23 protein-coding genes, 1 tRNA gene and 1 pseudogene are annotated in these 21033 nt (G+C 59.1%); 13 read left to right on the forward strand and 12 right to left on the reverse strand.

What is annotated here, in order from left to right:
• Positions 1-20 precede the first annotated feature (20 nt).
• Positions 21-96: transfer RNA gene (locus WA145_RS13395), tRNA-Lys, on the forward strand.
• A 164-nt stretch (positions 97-260) separates the two neighbouring features.
• On the opposite strand, the gene WA145_RS13400 is transcribed toward WA145_RS13395, so the two are convergent.
• The 4 genes from WA145_RS13400 to WA145_RS13415 form a co-directional block, all read right to left on the reverse strand.
• Positions 261-1562, reverse strand: a complete 1302-nt coding sequence (locus WA145_RS13400) for an NAD(P)/FAD-dependent oxidoreductase (RefSeq protein ID WP_422582058.1) — start codon at positions 1560-1562, stop codon at positions 261-263.
• Between the two features lie 63 nt (positions 1563-1625).
• Positions 1626-1799: a DUF3094 family protein gene (locus WA145_RS13405; protein WP_422582059.1), complete on the reverse strand. Its 174-nt coding sequence runs from the start codon at positions 1797-1799 to the stop codon at positions 1626-1628.
• A gap of 81 nt (positions 1800-1880) precedes the next feature.
• Entirely contained in the window at positions 1881-2375 is a 495-nt protein-coding gene (locus tag WA145_RS13410) for an MOSC domain-containing protein (RefSeq protein ID WP_422582060.1), read from the reverse strand.
• Complete coding sequence (locus tag WA145_RS13415) at positions 2372-3001, reverse strand: DUF1780 domain-containing protein (protein WP_422582061.1); 630 nt, start codon at positions 2999-3001, stop codon at positions 2372-2374. Before WA145_RS13415 ends, WA145_RS13410 begins: the two co-directional genes overlap by 4 nt.
• A 133-nt stretch (positions 3002-3134) precedes the next feature.
• On the opposite strand from WA145_RS13415, the gene WA145_RS13420 reads away from it, so the two are divergent.
• Entirely contained in the window at positions 3135-3824 is a 690-nt protein-coding gene (locus WA145_RS13420) for an energy-coupling factor ABC transporter permease (protein ID WP_422582062.1), read from the forward strand.
• Between the two features lie 105 nt (positions 3825-3929).
• On the forward strand, positions 3930-4145 hold the full coding sequence (locus tag WA145_RS13425; RefSeq protein ID WP_422582063.1) for a hypothetical protein: 216 nt from the start codon (positions 3930-3932) through the stop codon (positions 4143-4145).
• A 3-nt stretch (positions 4146-4148) separates the two neighbouring features.
• Here the strand turns inward: WA145_RS13425 and yacG are convergent, their stop codons facing one another.
• Positions 4149-4349: a DNA gyrase inhibitor YacG gene (yacG, locus tag WA145_RS13430; protein ID WP_422582064.1), complete on the reverse strand. Its 201-nt coding sequence runs from the start codon at positions 4347-4349 to the stop codon at positions 4149-4151.
• On the reverse strand, positions 4346-4960 hold the full coding sequence (gene coaE / locus WA145_RS13435; protein WP_422582065.1) for a dephospho-CoA kinase: 615 nt from the start codon (positions 4958-4960) through the stop codon (positions 4346-4348). The genes yacG and coaE overlap by 4 nt, the downstream gene beginning before the upstream one ends.
• Before the next feature lie 324 nt (positions 4961-5284).
• Here coaE and WA145_RS13440 point away from each other — a divergent pair, with 324 nt between their 5' ends.
• Positions 5285-5527: a type II toxin-antitoxin system Phd/YefM family antitoxin gene (locus WA145_RS13440; RefSeq protein WP_422582066.1), complete on the forward strand. Its 243-nt coding sequence runs from the start codon at positions 5285-5287 to the stop codon at positions 5525-5527.
• The gene (locus tag WA145_RS13445; protein WP_422582067.1) at positions 5524-5787 is read left to right on the forward strand and encodes a Txe/YoeB family addiction module toxin; all 264 of its coding nucleotides are present in this window, start codon (positions 5524-5526) and stop codon (positions 5785-5787) included. Before WA145_RS13440 ends, WA145_RS13445 begins: the two co-directional genes overlap by 4 nt.
• A 207-nt stretch (positions 5788-5994) precedes the next feature.
• Here the strand turns inward: WA145_RS13445 and WA145_RS13450 are convergent, their stop codons facing one another.
• The 3 genes from WA145_RS13450 to pilB are packed head-to-tail and all read right to left on the reverse strand — an operon-like array spanning position 5995 to position 9793.
• Positions 5995-6864, reverse strand: a complete 870-nt coding sequence (locus tag WA145_RS13450; protein WP_422582068.1) for a prepilin peptidase — start codon at positions 6862-6864, stop codon at positions 5995-5997.
• Position 6865: 1 nt separating this feature from the next.
• Positions 6866-8086 (reverse strand): type II secretion system F family protein, encoded by a 1221-nt coding sequence (locus WA145_RS13455; protein ID WP_422582069.1) that lies wholly within the window; start codon positions 8084-8086, stop codon positions 6866-6868.
• Between the two features lie 3 nt (positions 8087-8089).
• A complete protein-coding gene (gene pilB / locus WA145_RS13460) occupies positions 8090-9793 on the reverse strand; it encodes a type IV-A pilus assembly ATPase PilB (RefSeq protein ID WP_422582070.1) in 1704 nt (567 codons plus the stop codon).
• Between the two features lie 222 nt (positions 9794-10015).
• Here pilB and WA145_RS13465 point away from each other — a divergent pair, with 222 nt between their 5' ends.
• The 3 genes from WA145_RS13465 (at position 10016) to WA145_RS13475 (ending at position 11429) form a co-directional block, all read left to right on the forward strand.
• Complete coding sequence (locus WA145_RS13465; RefSeq protein ID WP_422582071.1) at positions 10016-10348, forward strand: prepilin-type N-terminal cleavage/methylation domain-containing protein; 333 nt, start codon at positions 10016-10018, stop codon at positions 10346-10348.
• Between the two features lie 180 nt (positions 10349-10528).
• Positions 10529-10873 (forward strand): prepilin-type N-terminal cleavage/methylation domain-containing protein, encoded by a 345-nt coding sequence (locus WA145_RS13470; protein WP_422582072.1) that lies wholly within the window; start codon positions 10529-10531, stop codon positions 10871-10873.
• Positions 10874-10949: 76 nt separating this feature from the next.
• Entirely contained in the window at positions 10950-11429 is a 480-nt protein-coding gene (locus WA145_RS13475; RefSeq protein WP_422582073.1) for a transposase, read from the forward strand.
• A gap of 421 nt (positions 11430-11850) precedes the next feature.
• Here the strand turns inward: WA145_RS13475 and nadC are convergent, their stop codons facing one another.
• Positions 11851-12699 (reverse strand): carboxylating nicotinate-nucleotide diphosphorylase, encoded by an 849-nt coding sequence (nadC, locus tag WA145_RS13480; protein ID WP_422582074.1) that lies wholly within the window; start codon positions 12697-12699, stop codon positions 11851-11853.
• A 365-nt stretch (positions 12700-13064) separates the two neighbouring features.
• On the opposite strand from nadC, the gene WA145_RS13485 reads away from it, so the two are divergent.
• The 3 genes from WA145_RS13485 to ampE all read left to right on the forward strand — a co-directional run bounded on the left by WA145_RS13485 (position 13065) and on the right by ampE (position 16920).
• Positions 13065-15383 (forward strand): DUF1631 domain-containing protein, encoded by a 2319-nt coding sequence (locus WA145_RS13485; protein WP_422582075.1) that lies wholly within the window; start codon positions 13065-13067, stop codon positions 15381-15383.
• Positions 15384-15523: 140 nt separating this feature from the next.
• Positions 15524-16087: a 1,6-anhydro-N-acetylmuramyl-L-alanine amidase AmpD gene (gene ampD / locus WA145_RS13490; RefSeq protein WP_422582076.1), complete on the forward strand. Its 564-nt coding sequence runs from the start codon at positions 15524-15526 to the stop codon at positions 16085-16087.
• Entirely contained in the window at positions 16084-16920 is an 837-nt protein-coding gene (gene ampE / locus WA145_RS13495; protein ID WP_422582077.1) for a regulatory signaling modulator protein AmpE, read from the forward strand. The genes ampD and ampE overlap by 4 nt, the downstream gene beginning before the upstream one ends.
• Before the next feature lie 6 nt (positions 16921-16926).
• Here the strand turns inward: ampE and WA145_RS13500 are convergent, their stop codons facing one another.
• Positions 16927-17820, reverse strand: a complete 894-nt coding sequence (locus tag WA145_RS13500) for an ROK family protein (protein WP_422582078.1) — start codon at positions 17818-17820, stop codon at positions 16927-16929.
• Between the two features lie 1188 nt (positions 17821-19008).
• Between WA145_RS13500 and WA145_RS13505 the strand changes: the two are divergent.
• A pseudogene (locus tag WA145_RS13505) lies at positions 19009-19212 on the forward strand (HAMP domain-containing protein); the annotation flags it as partial.
• Between the two features lie 153 nt (positions 19213-19365).
• Positions 19366-20070, forward strand: a complete 705-nt coding sequence (locus WA145_RS13510) for a methyl-accepting chemotaxis protein (protein ID WP_422582079.1) — start codon at positions 19366-19368, stop codon at positions 20068-20070.
• A 256-nt stretch (positions 20071-20326) separates the two neighbouring features.
• Here WA145_RS13510 and WA145_RS13515 read toward each other — a convergent pair whose 3' ends face one another.
• Positions 20327-21010: a response regulator gene (locus WA145_RS13515; protein WP_422582080.1), complete on the reverse strand. Its 684-nt coding sequence runs from the start codon at positions 21008-21010 to the stop codon at positions 20327-20329.
• Between the last annotated feature and the right edge of the window lie 23 nt (positions 21011-21033).

Below are 21033 nucleotides of genomic sequence, written 5' to 3' on the forward strand. Positions count from 1 at the left end.
CCCCTACCCCGACCATTTTTGGGTCGTTAGCTCAGTTGGTAGAGCAGTTGGCTTTTAACCAATTGGTCGTAGGTTCGAATCCCACACGACCCACCATTTCAAGCATGCTTGAATGATAAAAAACCCGCCTAGCGCGGGTTTTTTATTGCCTGCGATTTATGCAGATCACCATTCCGTGGCGCAAATAAACGCAAGAACTGGCCATGCCGCGCATGTTGCTGTGCGGCCGTGGCGAGTTCCTGCGGATAGGGTTGAGCCAATCAGTGCAGCTTAAGGCGCGGCTCGGTGCTGCGACCGATGCGGTCGCCCAGCATCATCAGCAGTGTGCGAGTGACGCCATACAGGGCGATCTGGTGCATGCGGTAGAGCGACACGTAGAACATCCTGGCCAGCCAGCCTTCGAGCATCACGCTACCGGTCAGGTTGCCCATCAGGTTGCCGACCGCGGAGAAGGTCGACAGCGAAATCAGTGAGCCGTAATCGCGGTAGTGGTATTGCGGCAGCGGCTTGCCCTCGATGCGCAGCTTCAGCGCTTTGCCCAGCAACGAGGCTTGCTGGTGCGCCGCTTGTGCGCGCGGCGGTACGTTGCGTCCTTCGCTGCCGGGTTGCGGGCAGGCGGCGCAGTCGCCGAAGGCGAAGATATTGTCGTCCAGGGTGGTCTGCAGCGTCAGGCGCACCTGCAGCTGGTTGATGCGATTGCTTTCCAGGCCGTCCAGCTGGTTAAGAAAATCCGGTGCGCGAATACCTGCCGCCCAGACTTTCAGGGTGGCCGGGATCACCTGGCCTTGCGCGGTATGCAGCGCTTCGCGGGTGACCTGGCTGACGGCCGCGCCGGTAAGTACGGTTACGCCGAGCTTCTCCAGGGTTTTATGCACCGGCTGACTGATGCGTTCCGGCAGGGCCGGCAGTACGCGCGGGCCGGCTTCGATCAGGGTGATGCGCATATTTTCCGGGCTGATCCGGTCCAGGCCGTAGGCCGCCAGTTCGCGTGCGGCATGGTGCAATTCGGCGGCCAGTTCAACGCCTGTGGCGCCGGCACCGACGATGGCGATGTTGATCAGCTCGGTAGCTGCACTCTGGCTGGCGTGGGCGCGCAGGTAATGGCTGAGCAGCTGCTGATGGAAGCGCTCAGCCTGCTCGCGGGTGTCGAGAAACAGGCAGTGCTCGGCGGCGCCGGCGGTGCCGAAATCATTGGTGGTGCTGCCCACGGCGATCACCAGGCTGTCATAGCTCAGTTCGCGTGCAGGCATCAGTACCTGGCCGTGATCATCCAGGGTGGCAGCCAGGCTGATGCGTTTTTCTGCGCGATTGAGACCGCTCATCCGCCCCAGCTGGAACTCGAAGTGACTCCACTTGGCCTGGGCCACGTAGTTCAGTTCGTCACCCGAGGAGTTCAGCGAGCCGGCGGCCACTTCATGCAGCAGCGGTTTCCAGATGTGCGTCAGGTTGGCGTCGACCAGGGTGACCCTGGCCTGGCCGCGTTTGCCCAGGGTTCTACCCAGGCGGGTGGCAAGCTCCAGGCCGCCGGCGCCACCGCCGACAATTACGATTTGATGAGTCATCAGACACGCTCACAAGGCTTTTATGAAAAAGTGGCGAGCCGCTGTGGGCGAGCGCTAAGCAGCTCATAGCACCAGTCGACTCAGAAGGCGGCTCAGCACGCCAAGGCCAATCACCACGATGACGATGATCAGCAGCAGCCGCCAGACCTTGAACGGCTGACGTTCGACCTGATGCTGTGGAGCGCTAAGGTATTGCTCGACACGTTTTTGATCATCAGGGTTCAGGCGACTGGACATACGTGCCTCGAATTAGGGGGCGGTTGGCAATTGAGCAAAGTCGATTGCCGGCTGAAGTGCTGGGCATTCTAGCCGCGTGGCTTATAAAGGCTCAACGCACAGGGCATCATTCAGGCGAATAATCCCCCCTTGTAGCACGCGTGCGGTAATGCCGCCGTGGCCGCGCATGGCCTGGAAGGTGCCAAGCCCCAGACGTTCCTCCAGCTTGGCGCAGGGTTGGCACCAGCCGGTGGTTTCCAGAATCGCCTGGCCGAGGCGAAAGCGCCGGCCCTTGAGGCTGAACAGGTTGATGCCGCTGATGGCGATATTGCGCCGCAGCTCGGGCGCGCTGATCGGCTGCTCGGCCGGGCGGCCCATCAAGGCGCTGATCACCGCCAGGTGTTCCCACTGGATCAGGGTGACTTGCCTGGCATTGCGCGGCCCCGGCCGGCTGTGGTCGCCGGTAAGGCCGGCTTCGCGGCGTGCTTCCACGGCATCCAGCTCAATCATGGCCGCCCGTGGGGCGGGGCGTACGCCAATCCAGCGCACGCAGCCCTGTTGCGGCACGGCCGCGAGCAACTCATGCAGCGGGCTCACAGGCTGATGCCTACGTCGAACAGCACCGAGCGGCCGAGGTTGTGGCGCAGGAAGTCCGGTGCATCCGGGTGGGCGAACAGCACGCGGGCAAAAGTCGGCCCGACCAGTGACAGCGAGCGCCAGCCCTGGCGGAGAAACTCGGTTGGCGGCGGAAAGTGGCTGTTGAAGTCCGGCACGGCGCGCTTCAGGTTGACGTAGGCGAGCAGATCCAGCTCGCCCAGGTCGAGGCCGCGTTCTTGATAGTTGTGGGCTTTCTTGCGCAGGGTCGGCGTCAGCCGCTGTTGCAGCTCGGCAGCGGCGATGCGCCGGGGTTTGGCTTCGCGGCGCACCAACTGGCTGAGGGAGAACGCGCTGCGTCGCCGTTCCAGTTCGGCGCGCCATTCATCATTCAGGCGGCGGCCCTCGTCGAGGACGAAGAACACTTCAAAGCTGGCCTCGCGGAACAGCACGTCAGGCGGCTCATGGCCAGCGGCGCTGAATTCATCCAGGCGGTGGCTGACGTTCAACGCCTGCAGCAGGCGCTGGCACACCCAGCGCTCACGCTCCCACTTGCGTGCGTTGGAAAGAAAGGCGTTGGCTTGTTCGGCCTGATGCGTCAGCAGGCGCAGGTAATCTGAATCGTCCATGGGCTCAGCTTAGCCTGCGCAGTTGGGTTGTTGGTACCCCTCTGCGACGGTTGTTGCGGGCTTTTCATGTGTTGCGGTACGCGGCAGTTGTAGACTGCGCAAGTTGGCCACTATGGCTTGGGAGTTGTTCTGCATGATTTCCGCAAGCGTGCTGTCTTCCACCAGTCAGATCCTGGGCTGGCTGATCTATTTGCCGCTGCTGTGCTGGGCGATCTGGCGTGCGCCCTGGATCGAATTATGCAGTGATCTGCGCCGCCAGCATCTACTCGGCGGCACGGCGCTGGCGCTGTTTGTGCTGTGGCTGGTGCGGCGGGATTTCGACTCGGGCCTGTCCTACCACTTTATCGGCATGACCGCGGTCACCTTGCTGCTGGATTGGCCGCTGGCCATGCTGGTGGGGTTGATTGTCCAGCTGGGTTTGCTGGCGCTGGGTAAGCAGGATTTTGCCGCGCTGGGCGTCAACGGTGTGCTGCTGGTGGTGATTCCCGTGTGGGTGACCGAGGCCTGTGCACTTTGGGTCGAGAAAAAGCAGCCGCGTAACCTGTTCGTCTACATCTTCTGCAGTGGCTTCTTCGCGGCGGCGTTGGCGACCTTGCTGTGTATCGCCGTTGCCTTCGCCGTGCTCTGGGTGGATGGATTGTTCCCGATGCCGCCTTGGCTGGAGGACTTTATCGGTTACCTCTGGTTGGTGATTTTTCCCGAGGCCTTTATCAACGGCCTGCTGGTGACGGCGTTGGTGGTGTTCTATCCGGATTGGCTGGAGACCTTCAACCGCACGCGCTATCTGGCGGCGCCCTGGAAAGATGATGATGCTCCGCGCTGATGGCGCGCGCTTCAGTGTGTTGATGCAATTGTGTAGGTTGACCCAGGTCAAGCCGCGGCGGCAGCAATGCGCGATCTTTGATCGCTCAATAAGCGAGGGCGTGATATGGGTGTGCACCAGTGGGCAAGGCAAACAATTGAGCAGGGTTTGAAAGACGTCGAGGCGCAGGGTTTTGAGCAACCGATGGCATTGCGGGCATTACTGAGCGCCGTGATCGAGCGCAGCCTGGCAGTGCGCAGCGCGGCGGATCTGGCCGCTGAGCTGCAGTTTATCGCTGACAACCTGGATGATGAGCGCGACTACAGCTTTATGCGGCCTTAACGATCAGTGCTCGCGTGGCGGTAGCTCGGCAGAGAACAGGTCGTCTTCCAGTGGGTTGCCGGCAATCGCGTGCTCTTCCGAGGCCCAGGCGCCGAGGTCGATCAGCTTGCAGCGTTCGCAGCAGAAGGGCCGGTTCGGGCTTTGCGGGCCCCATTCAACGGGCGCGCTGCAGGTGGGGCAGGTAACTAGGGTGGGTGTGCTCATGCTTGGCCTCCGCGTAGAGTCAGGTAAAAGGCGTGCAGTCGTTCCACTTCGGCTTGCAGCCAGGGCAGATCGCGATCATTGAGCAGCACATCATGGGCGTGGCGCAGGCGTTCTTCTCGGCTGGCCTGGACCTTGAGAATGGCCTGCACCTGTTCGCTGGAACTCTGGTCGCGGGCCATGGTGCGCTGTATTTGCAGTTGCTCGGGAGCGTCCACCACCAGGATGCGCTGGGTCAGCTTGTGCTGGCCCGATTCCACCAGCAACGGTGAAACCAGAATGGCATAGGGTGATTCTGCGCGCGCCAGGTGCTGGGTGATTTCCTGGCCGATCAGCGGATGCAGCAAGGCCTCGAGCCAGCGCCGCTCATCGGCATCGGCAAAAATCCGGTTGCGCAGTGCTGCGCGATCAAGCTGGCCGTCGGCCTGCAACACATCGCTGCTGAAGTGCTCGGCAATCTTGGCCAGCGCCGGCTTGCCAGGTTCAACCACCCAGCGCGCGGCATGGTCAGCATCGACCAGATGCACACCCAGGTCGATAAAGTGCTGGGCCACAGCGCTCTTGCCACTGCCAATGCCGCCGGTAAGGCCGAGAATCCAGGGTTTTGTGGTCAAGGTGCGCGCTCGTGTCGGTCATCCAGAGGCGCGATTGTAGTGCAGCTGCTTGGTTGCTGGCGAACGGTGGGCGCGTGATCAACCTAGTTTGTAGGATGGGTTGGGCGCATGCCGGCAGGCTGTCAGGTTGTGCGTGGTCGGTCGCGCCATAACCCATCAGCGGTATAGGCTGATTAACGTCTGATGGGTATCGCTGCGTTCAACCCATCCTACGGGTGTTGATTCATAACATGACCAACCTAGTTCGTAGGATGGGTTAGCTGCTTTCCCGCTTGTGGGTGCGTACGGCTTGGCGTACGCTAAAAGCTCTTGTCGGAGGTCTTTATGCATACGCTCACAGCGAGTGAGGCTCGCGCCAATCTGTATCGTCTCTTGGATCAAGCAGCAGAATCACACCAGCCTATTGTCATTGCAGGCAAGCGGAATAACGCTGTCCTAGTTTCCTCGGAGGACTGGGAGGCTATACAAGAAACGCTTTACCTTCTAGCCGTCCCTGGCATGCGGGAATCGATCAAGGAAGGAATGGCTGAATCGCCAGACGCATGTGCCAAGGAGCTGGACTGGTGACATGGCAGTTGGTGTATACGAAACAGGCTCAGAAGGACGCGCAGAAATTAGCGTCATCAGGTTTAAAGGCCAAAGCTCAAGAACTGCTCAGGGTTGTAGCAGACAATCCATTGCAGAATCCGCCACCTTACGAAAAACTGGTCGGCGACTTGGTAGGTGCTTATTCCCGCAGAATAAATATTCAGCACCGTTTGGTTTATCAAGTTCTGGAGCAGGAGAAAACTGTGAAAATTCTTCGCCTTTGGACGCACTATGAATAATCGCCGCAGCTAACAAATGGCTCAAACCGTTCGCTGCGCTCACCGGGGCGGGCTAATAGACAAACGTTAGGCGCATGCCGGTGGGCTGTCAGGTTGTGCGTGGTCGGTCGCGCCGTAACCCATCAGCGCTATAGGCTGATTAACGTCTGATGGGTATCGCTGCGCTCAACCCATCCTACGGGTGTTGATTCATAACAAAGCACAAACCTAGAAGCCGGCAATCTGCAGGTAGCGAGAGGTGATTTGCTCACCCCAGAGCAAGGCAATCCAACCGGCAATTGCCAGGTAGGGGCCGAAGGGGATGGGTGTGCTGGTTTCGGCGTTACGCAGGCGTAGCATGATCAGGCCCAGTACCGCGCCAACCAGCGACGACAGCAAGATGGTCAGCGGCAATACCTGCCAACCGCCCCAGGCGCCGAGCATGGCCAATAGCTTGAAATCGCCATAGCCCATGCCTTCCTTGCCGGTGACCAGTTTGAACAACCAGTACACCGACCACAGGCTGAGATAGCCGGCCACCGCGCCCCAGAGCGCATCGCCCAGGCTGGTAAACAGGCCAAAGCTGTTGGCAATCAAGCCGAGCCACAGCAGTGGCAGCACCAGTGAGTCCGGCAGCAGCTGATGGTCTGCATCAATCAGGCTCATCGCCAGCAAGCCCCAGGTCAGCAGCAGCATGCCGCCCGCTTGCCAGGTAAAGCCGAAGTGCCAGGCAATAAAGCCCGACAACAAACCGCAGCTCAGCTCAACTAGTGGGTAACGCAAGCTGATCGGCGCTTTACAGCTTGAGCACTTGCCGCGCAGAAACAGGTAACTGATCAGCGGGATGTTTTCCCACGGCTTAATTTCGTGGGCGCAGTGCGGGCAGCTTGAGTTGGGCAATACCAGATTGAAGGTGGCTGTCTGAGCTTCGCCAGGCAGCTCCAATATCTCGCGGGCCTGCTCGCGCCAGTCGCGCTGCATCATGATGGGCAGGCGGTACACCACTACATTAAGAAAACTGCCAATTAGTAAGCCGATTAAAAACACGCTTGAGGAGAAAAGTAACGGGCTATTAATTAGCGCGTTTATCGCTTGCATATTATCCGACCACCGCGCCGAGTTGGAAGATCGGCAGGTACATGGCAACAATCAGGCCGCCAATAAGCACGCCTAGCACCGACATGATTATAGGTTCCATAAGGCTTGTAAGTCCGTCGACGGCGTTGTCAACTTCTGCTTCATAGTAACTTGCTACTTTATCCAGCATCACGTCTAATGCGCCGGACTCCTCACCGATAGCGGTCATTTGTATAGCCATGGAGGGAAATACTGCGGTGCTGCGCATGGAGAAATTTAGTTGCATGCCGGCGCTTACATCCTGCTTGATTTTTTGGACGGCATTTTTAAATACTATATTGCCGGTGGCGCCGGCTACCGAGTCCAATGCCTCTACAAGGGGTACACCTGCGGCGAAGGTAGTTGCCAGCGTGCGTGCATAACGGGCAACCGAAGATTTGTAGATAATGTCGCCAACAACCGGTGCTTTGAGAGCTGTTCGATCAATCCAGTTTCTAAATTTTTCAGAGCGTTTCTTGAACTCAGTTAACGTAAATATTATTGCGAACAAGGCGATAAGGAATACAAGCCACCACTTTTGTAGTCCTTGGGATATGCCGATTACGAATTGAGTAAATGCTGGGAGTTCCGCGCCGAAACTCGCAAATACTGTCTCGAATTGAGGGACTACTTTGATTAGAAGGATGGCGGAAACAAGAACAGCAATTACAACTACGGCGATCGGATAGTTCATTGCTTTCTTGATTTTTGCCTTAAGTGCTTCGGTTTTTTCTTTATAAGTGGCAACCCTGTCGAGCAGATTTTCAAGTGCGCCTGCCTGCTCGCCGGCGTCCACTAGGTTGCAGAATAAGTCATCGAAGTACTCTGGGCGAGTGCGAAGTGAAGCTGCAAAGCTGTTGCCGGAAGCAACATGCTGTTTGATATCATCGACCAGTTTGCGCATGTTGGGGTTGTCTAGTCCCTCGGCAATAATATCAAACGATTGCAGTAGCGGTACGCCGGCTTTCATCATGGTGGCCATTTGCCTGGCAAACAGCGCAATATCTATCGGCTTAATTTTTTTCCCTGCACTGAACAGGGAGGTGGGTTTTTTGCGCACTTTGGTCGCGTTAATACCCTGCTTACGCAGTTGCGCCTTGACCAGGGCAGGGTTCAGGCCGCTGGCTTCGCCTTTGATCTTGGCACCCTGCTTATTGGTGCCTTCCCAGGCGAAGGTGCTGGTTTTTATTGCTTTAACGGCCATCGGTTAGTCCTTAGTCACGCGGTTCACTTCGGCTAGGCTGGTTACGCCTTGCATGGCCTTCAGCAGGGCTGAGGTACGCAGGTCATTAAAGCCGTCTTTGCGCATCTGGATGGAGATATCAATAGAGTTGCCTTCCTCCATGATAAGCCGTTGCAGGGCCGGCGTGTTTTTAACCACTTCATAAATCCCGACACGACCTTTATAGCCGCCGTTGCAGTTTTCGCAGCCCACCGGGCCGTAAATCTTGAAGGTGCCGATCTTGTCCTCCGGGAAACCTTCCTCAAGCAGGGCTTCGCGCGGGATCTGTAGCTCTTTCTTGCAGCTGTTGCACAGCTTGCGGGCCAGGCGCTGTGCGATGATCAGGTTGACCGAGGTGGCAATGTTGAAGGAAGGCACACCCATATTGCGCAGGCGGGTCAAGGTCTCTGCGGCGCTATTGGTGTGCAGGGTGGACATGACCATATGTCCGGTCTGTGCCGCTTTGATGGCGATGGAGGCGGTATCCAGGTCGCGAATCTCGCCGACCATGATGATGTCCGGGTCCTGGCGCAGAAATGACTTGAGTGCGGCGGTAAAGTCCATGCCCTGCTTGGGGTTGACGTTGACCTGGTTGATGCCCTCCAGGTTGATTTCCACCGGGTCTTCGGCGGTGGAAATATTCACATCAACGGTGTTGAGGATATTCAGGCCGGTATACAGCGATACGGTCTTGCCGGAGCCGGTTGGGCCAGTGACCAGAATCATGCCTTGCGGTTGCTTAAGGGCGCTCATATACAGCTCTTTTTGCGACTCCTCATAGCCTAGGGCGTCGATGCCCATCTGCGCACTGGCCGAGTCGAGTATTCGCATCACGATCTTTTCGCCCCACAGGGTGGGGCAGGTGCTGACACGAAAGTCGATAGACTTAGTCTTGGAGATGCGCATTTTAATGCGCCCATCCTGCGGCTTGCGGCGTTCGGAAATATCCAGGCCGGCCATCACCTTTAGCCGCGCAGAAATTCTGGGTGAGAGCTGGATAGGGGGGCGAGCTATTTCTTGCAAAATACCGTCGGTACGGAACCGTACGCGGTAGGTTTTTTCATAGGGCTCAAAATGCAGGTCGGATGAGCCGGATTTAATGGCATCCAGCAGCATCTTGTTAACAAAACGCACCACTGGCGCATCATCGGCGGCGTTGCCTTCCCCGTCGTCCTTTCCGTCGTCGTTAACGGCTTCGACATCCAGGCCATCAAGGTCGATGTCGGCCAGGTCCTCCATGCCGCTTGCAGCCGTATCGAAGAATTTCTCGATCGCCTCGCCCAGCTTGTCGTCCTCAACCAATATGGCTTCGGTATTCATGCCGGTGCTGAACTGCATATCCGTTACGGCTTGATGATTGGTGGGGTCGGAAACGGCAATAAAGAGTTTATTGCCACGCCGCCACAGCGGCATGGCGCGGTGTTGGCGAACGAGTTTTTCGCTTACCAGGTCTTTGGGCTGGCCTTCCTTGTCTACAGCATTCAGGTCAAGGAAGGATACGCCGAACTGCTCGGAAGCCAGCTCCGCCAGTACGCGACTTTTTACCAGCTTGTTCTGCACCAGGTAGGTGACCAATGAGAGTTTGTTGCGTTGCGCTTGGGCCTGGGCTTGCTGAGCGGTTTTCTCATCGAGCAGTTCGGCCAGAACCATCTGCCGGGCAAGGCCGGTAAGGGACACGCTATCGTTCATCGCAGGCTCCATAACAATGTCTGCGTTATAGCCTAGTTGCTTCTGGCTGCCAAATGCATGGCTTTGGGGTGACGAAAAATGGCAGTTAGTGCCTGGCTCGTAATGCGAAGCTTTGGTGGTCGTAAGGTGATAAGGCCGGAAACTATGTGTTTACAAGAGTTGGCATTCTAATTGCTGATACCCGACCAGGTCGCTGGACCTGCCCATCTTTAGGAGAAAATCATGAAAGCTCAAAAAGGTTTTACCTTGATCGAACTGATGATCGTTGTAGCGATTATCGGTATTTTGGCTGCCATTGCTCTGCCGGCTTATCAGGATTACACCCGCAAAGCTGGAGATAATGCATGTCTTGGCGAGGCTAAGGCTCATGCTGGCGCGGTGTTGGTTTGGACCTCTAATGGTAGTCTCGCTGCTGAGGAGCCTGCTCATACTGCCTCTGCTTGCGCTGCGGATATTGCTAACGCGCTGCCTTTCACCGTTGCGGCTAAAACCCCTGGTACTGGTTCTGTGACTTGCGACGCCAGTGCTAGCTGCCTTCTCACTGCTGCTCCATAAGCTACATCTTGCTATGAGGGGTTGATCCTTAGGGTGAAGTGGCCAAAGGCGCTACACATGCATAAGTATCACCGCATGCTGGTATAAAAAATGCCTCGCTTTGTGCGGGGCATTTTTATATTGGCTCGATGGGTTTTTTATCTCTGGCAATCCGGGTCTTATTGCTTCAAGGAGGTGCCCATGCAGACTCAAGTGCACAAAGGCTTTACCCTTATTGAGTTGATTATCGTAATTGCGATCATTGGTATTCTGGCTGCTATTGCGCTGCCTGCCTATCAGAACTACACCATTAAAGCTGCAAACAGTGCTTGCCTGGGTGAGGCGAAGAGTTATGCCCGTGATGCTCTAGTACGATTGAACAGCTCTGAAAACCCTGCGATTGCGAGTAATGGTGCCTGTTCGGCCTATGCCGGTGCTGACGCTACCTTGACTCTGGCCGGCTCCTTCACAGCTACTCCTCGCACTCCCGGCACCGGCACGGTGACCTGCAATCTGGCCGCTGGCGGCGCCTGTACCCATAACTAAGTTTTTATTGGATATGAGGGCAGAGTCGATTTAGCCGCTAGCCTTGGTCTCTCGGGCAGTCATCAGCGGATCAGTCATGCCTCGCCTTCCTCGCTACGGTTTACCCGGCGTGCCGCCGCGCATCATTCAGCGAGGCAATAACCGGCAAGCCATCTTTTCCTGCGAAGACGATTATTCGGTCTACCTCGATTGGTTGAAGCGGGCAGCCGAGCAATATGACCTGGCTATTCATGCTTATGTGTTGATGACCAACCACGTCCATCTGCTGGCCACTCCGGGTGCTGAAGACAGTATCGCCAAGGCCTTGCAGTCACTCGGTCGCCGTTATGTGCAGTATTTCAATCACCGATACGGTCACATGGGGACGCTTTGGGAAAGCCGTTACCGCGCGACCGTAATCGATTCGGAGAGTTATCTACTGGCTTGCATCCGATATATAGAGTTGAACCCGGTGCGGGCGGCGATGGTGACGGAGCCCGGTGAATACCCCTGGTCCAGTTATCGATGCAATGCCATGGGGCAGGAAGATGAGTTGGTGACCCGTAGCATGGGTTGAGCACAGCGATACCCATCATGCAAGCGGCTGGCCCCGTATGGGTATCGCGTTGCTCAACCTATCCTACGTGCTGAGCGTTATTCGCAATGCAACGAACAAGGGTTGGGCGCTGGGTAATGATCGCTTTCGTGTTCAGATCGAAGCGAGGACTGCTCGCCGTGCAGCGCCTCTGCCAAGGGGTAGGCCACGGCAAATTGACTCTGACGCTTAGTTGCTCAACCCATCCTACGTGCTAACTCAAAAGCATCGCGGGTAAGCCCGCTCCTACAGGTTCGGTGTTTTTCCTTAAGATTTCCTGCAACGGCTAACGCAGGCATAGCATTAATCACCCGTAGGATGGATTGAGCGTAGCGATACCCATCATGCAAGTGGCTGGGCCCGTATGGCTATCGCGTTGCTCAACCCACCCTACTTCTGGCGGCTACAGGCTCAGGCGCATCGATAAATCCACCGCCTTTACATCCTTGGTCAGTGCGCCAATCGAGATGTAGTCCACGCCGGTTTCGGCAATCGCCCGCAGGGTGCTTTGGTTTACCCCGCCGGAGGCCTCCAGTTTGGCGCGGCCTTGAGTGAGGGCGACTGCCTCGCGCATGTCATCCAGGCTTAGTTCATCCAGCATGATGATGTCGGCCCCGGCGTCCAGCGCCTGGCGCAGTTCTTCCAGGCTTTCCACTTCGACTTCCACCGGCTTGCCGGGGGCGATTGTGTGTGCGGTTGCCACAGCCTGGGCGATGCCGCCGCAGGCGGCGATATGGTTTTCCTTGATAAGAAAGGCGTCATATAGGCCGATGCGGTGGTTGTGGCAGCCGCCCTGGGTGACGGCGTATTTTTGCGCCAAACGTAGGCCGGGCAAGGTTTTGCGGGTGTCGAGCAGTTTTACGGCAGTGCCCTGTACTAGGTCTGCATAGTGCTGGCAGTGGGTGGCGACCGCGGAGAGCGTCTGCAGGAAGTTCAGGGCGCTGCGTTCGCCACTGAGCAGGGCGCGGGCGGGGCCTTGCAGTTCAAACAACACCTGGTTGGGCTCGGCGCGTTGGCCATCCTGAATATGCCAGTGCACGGCGACCCGTGGGTCGAGTTGGCGAAATACCGCATCGACCCAGGCGGTGCCGCAGATCACTGCGGATTCACGGGTGATAACTTGGGCGTGGGCCAGGCGTTCGGCGGGGATCAGTTGGGCGGTGATGTCACCACTGCCAATATCCTCTGCCAGTGCGCGGCGCACGTTGGCCTCGATTTCGGTGGCGAGGTCGGCGAGGCTTAGGTTGGGCATGATGGGCTCCAGTCAGCAGAATGCGCCGAGTATAGGGATTGCCGGCTGTTTGCGCAGTGTTTGCCGCTGCTCTCTGGCGGCTATGGGGCTATGCTAAGAGGTGATGTGTAAATTGTGCGCAGCCGCTGTTTATCGATGGGGCGGTTGCGTTGGTCGCATGCAGGTAACCGTTGGGAAGCTGTGGTGTTACATCTGTGACCTGGGTCATGTCTGGAGCAAAAGCCAGCTTGGTGCGCGTACGTGCATCCCTATAATGGCTTTACTTTTATAATTGTTGACGCCAGGCATTTGACGTTACGGATGACGCTCAGTTGATCCTATGCAGATCGGTTAGCCCAAGAGGGGCAGTCTGCAGGAGACTCGCAATGAAGACTGATGCGAATGTGGTTCACCTGAGTACGGTGAGCCCTGCGCAATCGCCCACTTCGCCGGTAGGAAGACTGCCCGTGGCGCTGACCAATGTGCGTGACAAAGCGGCGCAACAGCTGAAAACGGCGTTGCAGGCACTGTTTGATAATGCCGACGACACGCTGTTCGAGATGGCGGATCGCGCCACCAGCAATGCCGAGCAAAACGCTTTTTTTGAGGCGATGCGCGATTTGCGCTTGAAGCGCAAGAATATCGAGCGTGGCTTCTTGCATAAGGTGTTCGAGGCCTTCGCGACACTTAATCAATATGAAATCGGCAAGCCTGTAGCGCTGGATGGGGTGTCGTTCAGCAGCCTGTCGCTGGTACAGGACGATGCGCTGGAAGAGGCGGTGGCGCTGGATTCGATGGTGGCCAAGGTCATGAGCCGCGATGGGGTGGCGCTGGGGCATCTCACCACGCGCTTTAACGCCATGGTCAGCAAGAAGCTGGACGACAAAAGCAACCCGATTGGTCCGACCAGCCTGTGTGAGTCTTTCCTGGACGCCTGCAGCAGCCTGGGTGTGGAGATCAGGGTCAAGCTGATCATCCTCAAGCTGTTCGAGAAGTATGTGCTCAGCGATCTTGATCAGCTGTATGCCGAAGCCAATCAGGCCTTGATCGCTGCCGGGGTGTTGCCGGACCTCAAATCTGCGCCAGCGCGGCGTAACCCTTCGCGTGCCAGCGCTACAGCCAGCGGCATGCGTGAGGACGACTCAGCGCAGCGCTCGCCTGAGTTTGCCAACGAGGGTGTGCAAGAGGTTTTCGGCGCCTTGCAGGAGCTGCTTGCTCAGGCGCGCGGTACGCTGGTGCCGCGGCGCAATCGGCCTGCTGGGGCCATGCCGATTTCCAGTAATGACCTGATGCGTCTGCTCTCACACATGCAGCAGCGTGCGCCGGCGCAGGCCAGCGATGACTTCGACTTGCGTGAGCAGTTGGAAAGCCTGCTCGCCCGTGCCAGTACCAAGGTGGGTAAGGCACGGGTGGTGGGTGAGGTTGATGAAGACGTTATCAACCTGGTGACGATGCTGTTCGAATTCATTCTCGATGATCGCACCTTGCCGGATTCGCTCAAGGCGCTGATCGGCCGCCTGCAGATCCCGATGCTGAAAGTGGCAGTGATCGACAAGACCTTCTTCAGCCGTGGTAGCCATCCAGCGCGCCGCCTGCTGAATGAGGTTGCCTCGGCGGCCCTGGGCTGGGGCGATCAGGATGAGGCGCAGCGTGACAGCCTGTATCAGAAGATCGAGCAGGTGGTGCAGCGTCTGCTCAATGACTTTGTCGATGATCCGCTGATCTTTTCCGAGCTGCTGGCGGATTTTCTGGCCTTTACCGGTGACGAGCGTCGCCGCAGCGAGCTGCTGGAGCAGCGTACCCGGGATGCCGAAGAGGGTAGCGCCAAGGCGGCTTTGGCCCGCCGCGAAGTCGAGCAGGCGCTGAATCAGCGCTTGCTCGGCAAGACCCTGCCGGAGGTGGTGGTGCGCCTGCTGCAAGAGGCCTGGAGCAAGGTGCTGATGCTGACCTGCCTGAAGCATGGGGTTGAGTCGAGCCAATGGCAGGCGGCCCTGGCAACCATGGATGACCTGGTGTGGAGCGTAGAGCCGCACGATGAACCCGAGGCGCGCATGCGCCTGCTGGAGATAGTGCCGGGGTTGCTGAAGGCGCTGCGCGAAGGCATGGCCAATTCGGCATTCGATCCGTTCTCCACGGGCGAGTTCTTCAGTCAGCTGGAGGCAATTCATGTGCAGGCCTTTCAGCGTTTCAAGCGCAGCCTGCCGGAGGATAAGCCCGCCGCAGATGCCGAGCCGAGCCCAGCCGAGATCGATGAAGAGCAGTGCGTAGCACTGGCCGAAGCCGGGGACGATTTACCGCTGCTGGAGTTGCCGCTTGCCGAGGCGCTCGAAGAGCCGGCAATGGTCGAGGTGGTGGAAGAGATCATTCTGCTGGCGCCGGGTGAGCTGCGTAACGCCGAGCCGGAGGCCAGCCTGCCGGATGACGATGAGTCGTTGCGGCAAGTCGATAGCCTGCGGGTCGGCAGCTGGGTCGAGTTTCAGGAAGATGAAGAGCACAAACTGCGCTGCAAGTTGGCGGCGGTGATCAAGCCGACGGGCAAGTACATCTTCGTTAACCGCACCGGCATGAAGGTGCTGGAGAAAACCCGGATGGGCCTGGCTGTGGAGTTCCGCCGTGGTGCGGTGCGCCTGCTGGACGATGCGCTGCTGTTTGATCGGGCGCTGGAGTCGGTGATTGGCAACCTGCGCAAGCTCAAGGGCACGTGATCCTCTTGTATTGATGCGTCACAACGCCGCCGCCGGGGTATTGCCAGGCGGCGTTTTTGCATCTGCATGTCTGCTTGGGCATTCGCCCTTGGCCTTGAGCAAGTGCTGCTCTAGAGTGGTGGCTCGTTCAAGGAGTCTTTATGCAGCTGGACCCTTCCAGTGGCTGGTGCGATGGCGCTCAGCACTGTCCATCGCCGAATTTCAATCAGCGGCCGCTGGGCGAAATTTCCCTGTTGGTGATCCATAACATCAGCCTGCCGCCTGGGCAGTTCGGCACGGGCAAGGTGCAGGCGTTCTTTCAGAATCGTCTGGACGCGGCTGAACACCCCTATTTCGCCAGCATCGCCAGCCTGCGGGTGTCCGCGCATTTCTTTATCGAGCGTGATGGCGCGGTCACGCAATTCGTCTCCTGTAACGAGCGCGCCTGGCATGCCGGGGTGTCACGATTTGCCGAACGGGAGAACTGTAATGATTTTTCCCTCGGTATCGAACTCGAAGGCACGGATGATCTGCCGTTTACCGCAGCGCAGTATGCCACGCTGATTGAACTGACCCGGCAGCTGCAAGCGGCTTACCCGGCGATCACCCTGGAACGCATTTGTGGGCATAGCGATATCGCGCCAGGCCGTAAGACCGATCCGGGCCCGGCATTCGACTGGCCGCGCGTGCGCACGGCCTTGCAGCAAGACAAGGAGCTGACATGAACTTTCTGGTGCTGTTGCTGGTGCTGTGGGTCGAGAAGTTTTCCGCCTGGCGCAACCGCATTCAACACGATGGCCCCTGGCTACGCGCGTTGGCCGCAACTGAAGGCAAGCCGCAGTGGGCAGAGCGCCCCTGGCGGGCGCTGGCCTTGCTGGTGCTGCTGCCGCTGTTGGCACTCGGGCTGGCTCTGTTGGTGCTGGAGCCTGTTGCGTACGGCTGGTTGGCCCTGCCGGTGCATCTGTTGGTGGTGATCTACAGCCTGGGGCGTGGCGATTTGCTGACGGCGCTAGGGCCGTTTCGCGACAGTTGGCGCCGTGGTGATGCCGAGGCCGCGTACCTGGTGGCACGGCGCGATCTGGCGCTGGAGGCGGATGAGGAGGGTGAGTTACTCCAGCGCGTGCAGGGCCATCTGGTGTGGCAGGCCTATCAGAGCTTTTTCGCGGTGATTTTCTGGTACGCACTGCTGGGGCCGCTGGCGGCACTGGCGTATCGGCTGGTTGCCCTGGCCAGCGAACATGCCACGGTGCCGGCCTTGCGTGAGGTGGCCGTGCAGGTGCGTCACGGTTTCGACTGGTTGCCGGTGCGCGTGCTGGCCGCCAGCTTTGCCTTGGTGGGCAACTTTGCCGGGGTCAGCCGGGCGTTGCTGCATGAATTGCTCAGCTGGGATATCAGCGCGGCGCAGCTGGTGATCATCAGCGCGCGCGCCGCCGGCGAGACGCCGGAACCGGTGATTGGCGAGGCGGGTGTCAGCAGCCTGGATGACCTGTGGCAGTTGTTGGTGCGTGCGGCAGTGTTCTGGTACGCCGGGTTTGCCGTGTGGACCCTGCTTGTCTGAGGCCGTTTATTCGTTCCACAGCCAGGCGGCACCGCGTACACCGCTGGAATCGCCGTGCTTGGCCTGCAACAGGCGCGTGTTGACCTGATCGGAAAACACATAGCGCGGCAGCAGTGGCGCTACCTGGGAGTAGAGCGCTGCGCTGTTGGACAGGCCGCCGCCCAGTACAATCACATGCGGATCAATCAGGTTGATTACCGATGCCAGACCGCGCGCCAGCTGGTCGCAATAGCGGGCCACGGCCTGTTGCGCGCGTGCATTGCCGGCTTCTGCTGCGCTCACCAATGCCCCTGCATCCAGGCCCAGGTTGCTGCGCGCCGCCCAGCCCGGGCCGCTGAGAAAGGTTTCGATGCAGTCATCCTGGCCGCAATAACAGCGCCGGCTCGGGCCATCCTCGCTGCGCCGCCAGGGCAGTGGGTTGTGCCCCCATTCGCCGGCGATGGCATTCGGCCCGCTGAGCAGTTGCTGGCGTACGACCAGGCCACCACCGACGCCAGTGCCGAGAATGACCCCGAACACACTCACGGCACCTTCGCCTGCGCCATCGCAGGCTTCTGACAGGGCAAAGCAGTCGGCGTCATTGGCCAGGCGCACCGGGCGCTGTAGGCGCTGCTCAAGGTCGGCCTGCAGGTCCTCGCCGATCAGGCACTGCGAGTTGGCATTCTTGATTCGCCCATGGTCGGGGGAGCGGGTGCCGGGAATGCCCACGCCGACGCTGCCACGGTGGCCCAGTTCGCGCTCGCAATCTTCAACTAAACTGGCAATCAGGCTGAGGGTTTTCTGGTAATCGCCCTGCGGTGTTGGGGCGCGCCGACGCAGGGCTTGCTGGCCGTTTTCCAGGGCGATTATTTCGATCTTGCTGCCACCCAGATCAATGCCCAGCTTCAGTGGTGTATGCATCATTAACCTTAAGTTACAGAGGTTGGGGTCGATAAGAGGTATATATGGCAGCCCTGCTCGACGACTATTGTGTGATATCGATCACATTAATCTGCCCGTATTTACCCCGCTGATGCAAACACCACAGGTCGAGCAGCAAGGGACATGCAAGCCGCCGTTTGCGACTCTGCCCGGCCGTTTGTAAGCCTACACGACAATAATTAGAACTGGAGACGTCCTGTGAAGACCGTGTTGTATCCGGCCATCGCGCTAATGAACCGCCTCAGCTTCGGCATGAAGTTCAGTCTGATCAGTGTGCTGTTCTTTCTGCCCATGCTGGTCACCAACTTCTACCTGGTGCGTGACTCCTACCGGCAGTTCATCAGCACCCAGGCGGCTCTCGAGAGCATTGATCTGCTCGGTGAAAGCCTGACGCTGCGGCGTAACCTCGAAGACTACGTCGATCTCACCGAGGTCAATGCGATGATCGGTCAGTCCGGTCAGGCGGGTGATCTTGAAGCGCGCTTGGTCAAGCTGCAAGGCAATATCGGCGAGGCGTTGCAGGGCATGGCGGCGGTAGTACGCGAGGCTGAGCAGGTCGAGGAGTTCAACAGCAAACGCGATCAGCTGATTGCCGAACTGGGCGCGGTGCAGGCCGAGACCTCGCTGCAGGGCAAGATTGCCCTGGCCGAAAAGCTGCTGGGCAGCTCTCAGGTATTTATCAAGCTGGTCGCCGCTCAAGCGGGCCTCAGCCAGGACCGCCAGGGCGCCGTGCGGCAGATGATCGAGCTGGTCACCGTGGACACGCCCAAGGTCACTGCGGCGCTTAGCGAAGGCCGTGCGGTAGGCGCCTATTCGCTGGCCCAGGGCTTTCTCAATTCATCGGCCAGCACCGCGTTCGATGAGTTGTTGCTGGAGCTGGAAAAGTTACATGGCGAGTATGGCCTGAACCTGCAGGCATCGCTCAACAGCAGCGCGCAGGCGCGCACCGAATTGGCCAGCCAGGCGGCGAGCAGCCTGGAAACCCTAAAAACCACTGCCGTGGTGTTTGAGGACAAAGTGGTTATCGCCGATTCGCTGGACACGCCCTGGGCGCAGTTCTATGCCGATATCAGCGGCGCCATGCAGCAAACCTACCAGCTCAATGATGCGGTGCTGGTGTTCCTCGATAAGCAACTGCAGGTGCGCCTGGAGGAAAACCGTACGCAGATGGTGCTGCTGGTCGCGGCCCTGCTGGTGGTGTTCCTGCTGATCGTCTACCTGTACGGCGGCTTCTACGTGTCGATCCGCACCACCCTGAAAAAACTTGGCCAGGTGATGAACCAGGTAGCTGCTGGCGATATGACCGTCAGCTTCAAGGCGCAGAGCCGCGATGAGCTGGGCGAACTGGGCCAGGTGTTCAATGAGACGGTGAGCAAGATCCACCAGTTGATTGAGCGCGTCGGCCAGACCGTGGTTGAGGTCGAACGTCAGGCAGATCGCGTGCAACAGGTCTCCGGCGAAAGCAACCAGGCGGTTGCCGGCCAGCGTGGGCAGATCGACCTGATCGCCACCGCCATGAATCAGATGTCCGCCACGGCCCAGGAAGTGGCGCATAGCGCTGCTGCCGCGGTGGGCAGTGCGCAGAGCGTGAACGATGAAACGGTCAGCGGTCGCGCGCTGGTTGAGTCCCAGGTGGGCAGCATCCAGCGGTTGGCCGGCGAGATCGACCAGTCGGTGGCGGTGATCAACAAACTGGCCAGTGATAGCGCCTCGATCAGCCAGGTGCTGGACGTGATCAAGGGCATCGCCGAACAGACCAACCTGCTTGCGCTCAACGCTGCCATTGAGGCCGCGCGTGCCGGTGAACAGGGGCGCGGCTTTGCCGTGGTGGCCGATGAGGTGCGTAATCTGGCCAAGCGCACCCAGCAGTCCACCGAGGAAATCGAATCGATGATCGCCAAGCTGCAGGGCGGCGTCGGTGCGGCGGTCAAGGCAATGAGCTCCAGCCACAAGATGGCTGATACCACTGTCAGCGAATCGGCCAAGGTGCAGCAGGCGCTGGAAAATATCCTCGGCGCGGTAGGCATGATCGTCGACCAGAACCAGCAGATCGCCACTGCTGCCGAAGAGCAGACCGCCGTGGCGCAGGATATCGACCAGAACATCGTCGAAATCAGCCAGGCCGGCGAGCGCACTGCCGAAGGTGCCAGCCAGACCGAACAGGCCAGCCGCGAGCTGTCCGGGCTGGTGGCACGCCTGAAGCAGCTGATTGGAGCGTTCCGCGTCTGATCCGCAACTCGCTTGAACGAGGCCCGCCACTTTGGCGTCATGCTGTTCACTTAGGCACCGAGTGGACGCGATCATCCCCTCGCCCCTCCGGGGAGAGGGTTAGGCAGAGGGGAATGCCTCCAGTTTGGCGGTGTTTTCAGCCCTCACCCCCAGCCCCTCTCCCATAAATGGGAGAGGGGAGCAAAACGCATGCGACCTAAAGTGAACAGCATTAGCCACTTCGGCGGGCTTTCTTATTCACGACAGCCAGCCTGGCTCAGGTGCGTTCGGCCATTGCCGAGAGGGCCACTGAGGTGGCGGCCGTGCGGGTTTCTACGCCGAGTTTGACGTAGACATGCTCCAGGTGTTTGTTCACCGTGCGCGGGCTGAGGCCGAGGATGTCGCCGATGTCGCGGTTGGTTTTGCCGCAGGCCACCCATTGCAGCACTTCCACTTCCCGTTCGGTGAGCAGGTAACGGCTGCTCAACGCCGCCTGGGTTTGCGCGGCGCTCAGTTGTGGGCGCTCGGCCGGCAATTCACGGGCCGCGCGTAGGCTGCGAGCGGTGCGCAGGTGGGCGGCGACGCGGGCCAGCACTTCGTCGGTGCGGATCGGCTTGGTCACGTAGTCGATACCGCCGGCGGCAAAGCCTTCGACCACATGCTCGCTGTCACTCAGGGCGGTCATAAACAGCACCGGAATGTCCGCCAGCTCGGCCTGGGCTTTGATCCGCCGACAGGTTTCGAAGCCGTCGATGCCCGGCATCATGGCGTCCAGCAGTACCACGTCGGGACGGCGGCGGTGCATGCGTTCCAGGGCGCTGGTGCCGTCCATGGCCACCAGCACCATATAGCCGGCCAGGTCGAGGGCGTCCGAGAGCACGGCCAGGTTGTCCGGGGTGTCGTCAACGATCAGCACAATGCCTTGTTCGATCGGGGCGATGGCGGTGAGGGCAGCGGTCATGGCGTGTCCTTGGGTTATTCCGT

It is taken from the genome of Pseudomonas sp. (genome assembly GCF_049301935.1).
In the GTDB taxonomy this organism is placed as follows: Bacteria; Pseudomonadota; Gammaproteobacteria; order Pseudomonadales; family Pseudomonadaceae; genus Aquipseudomonas.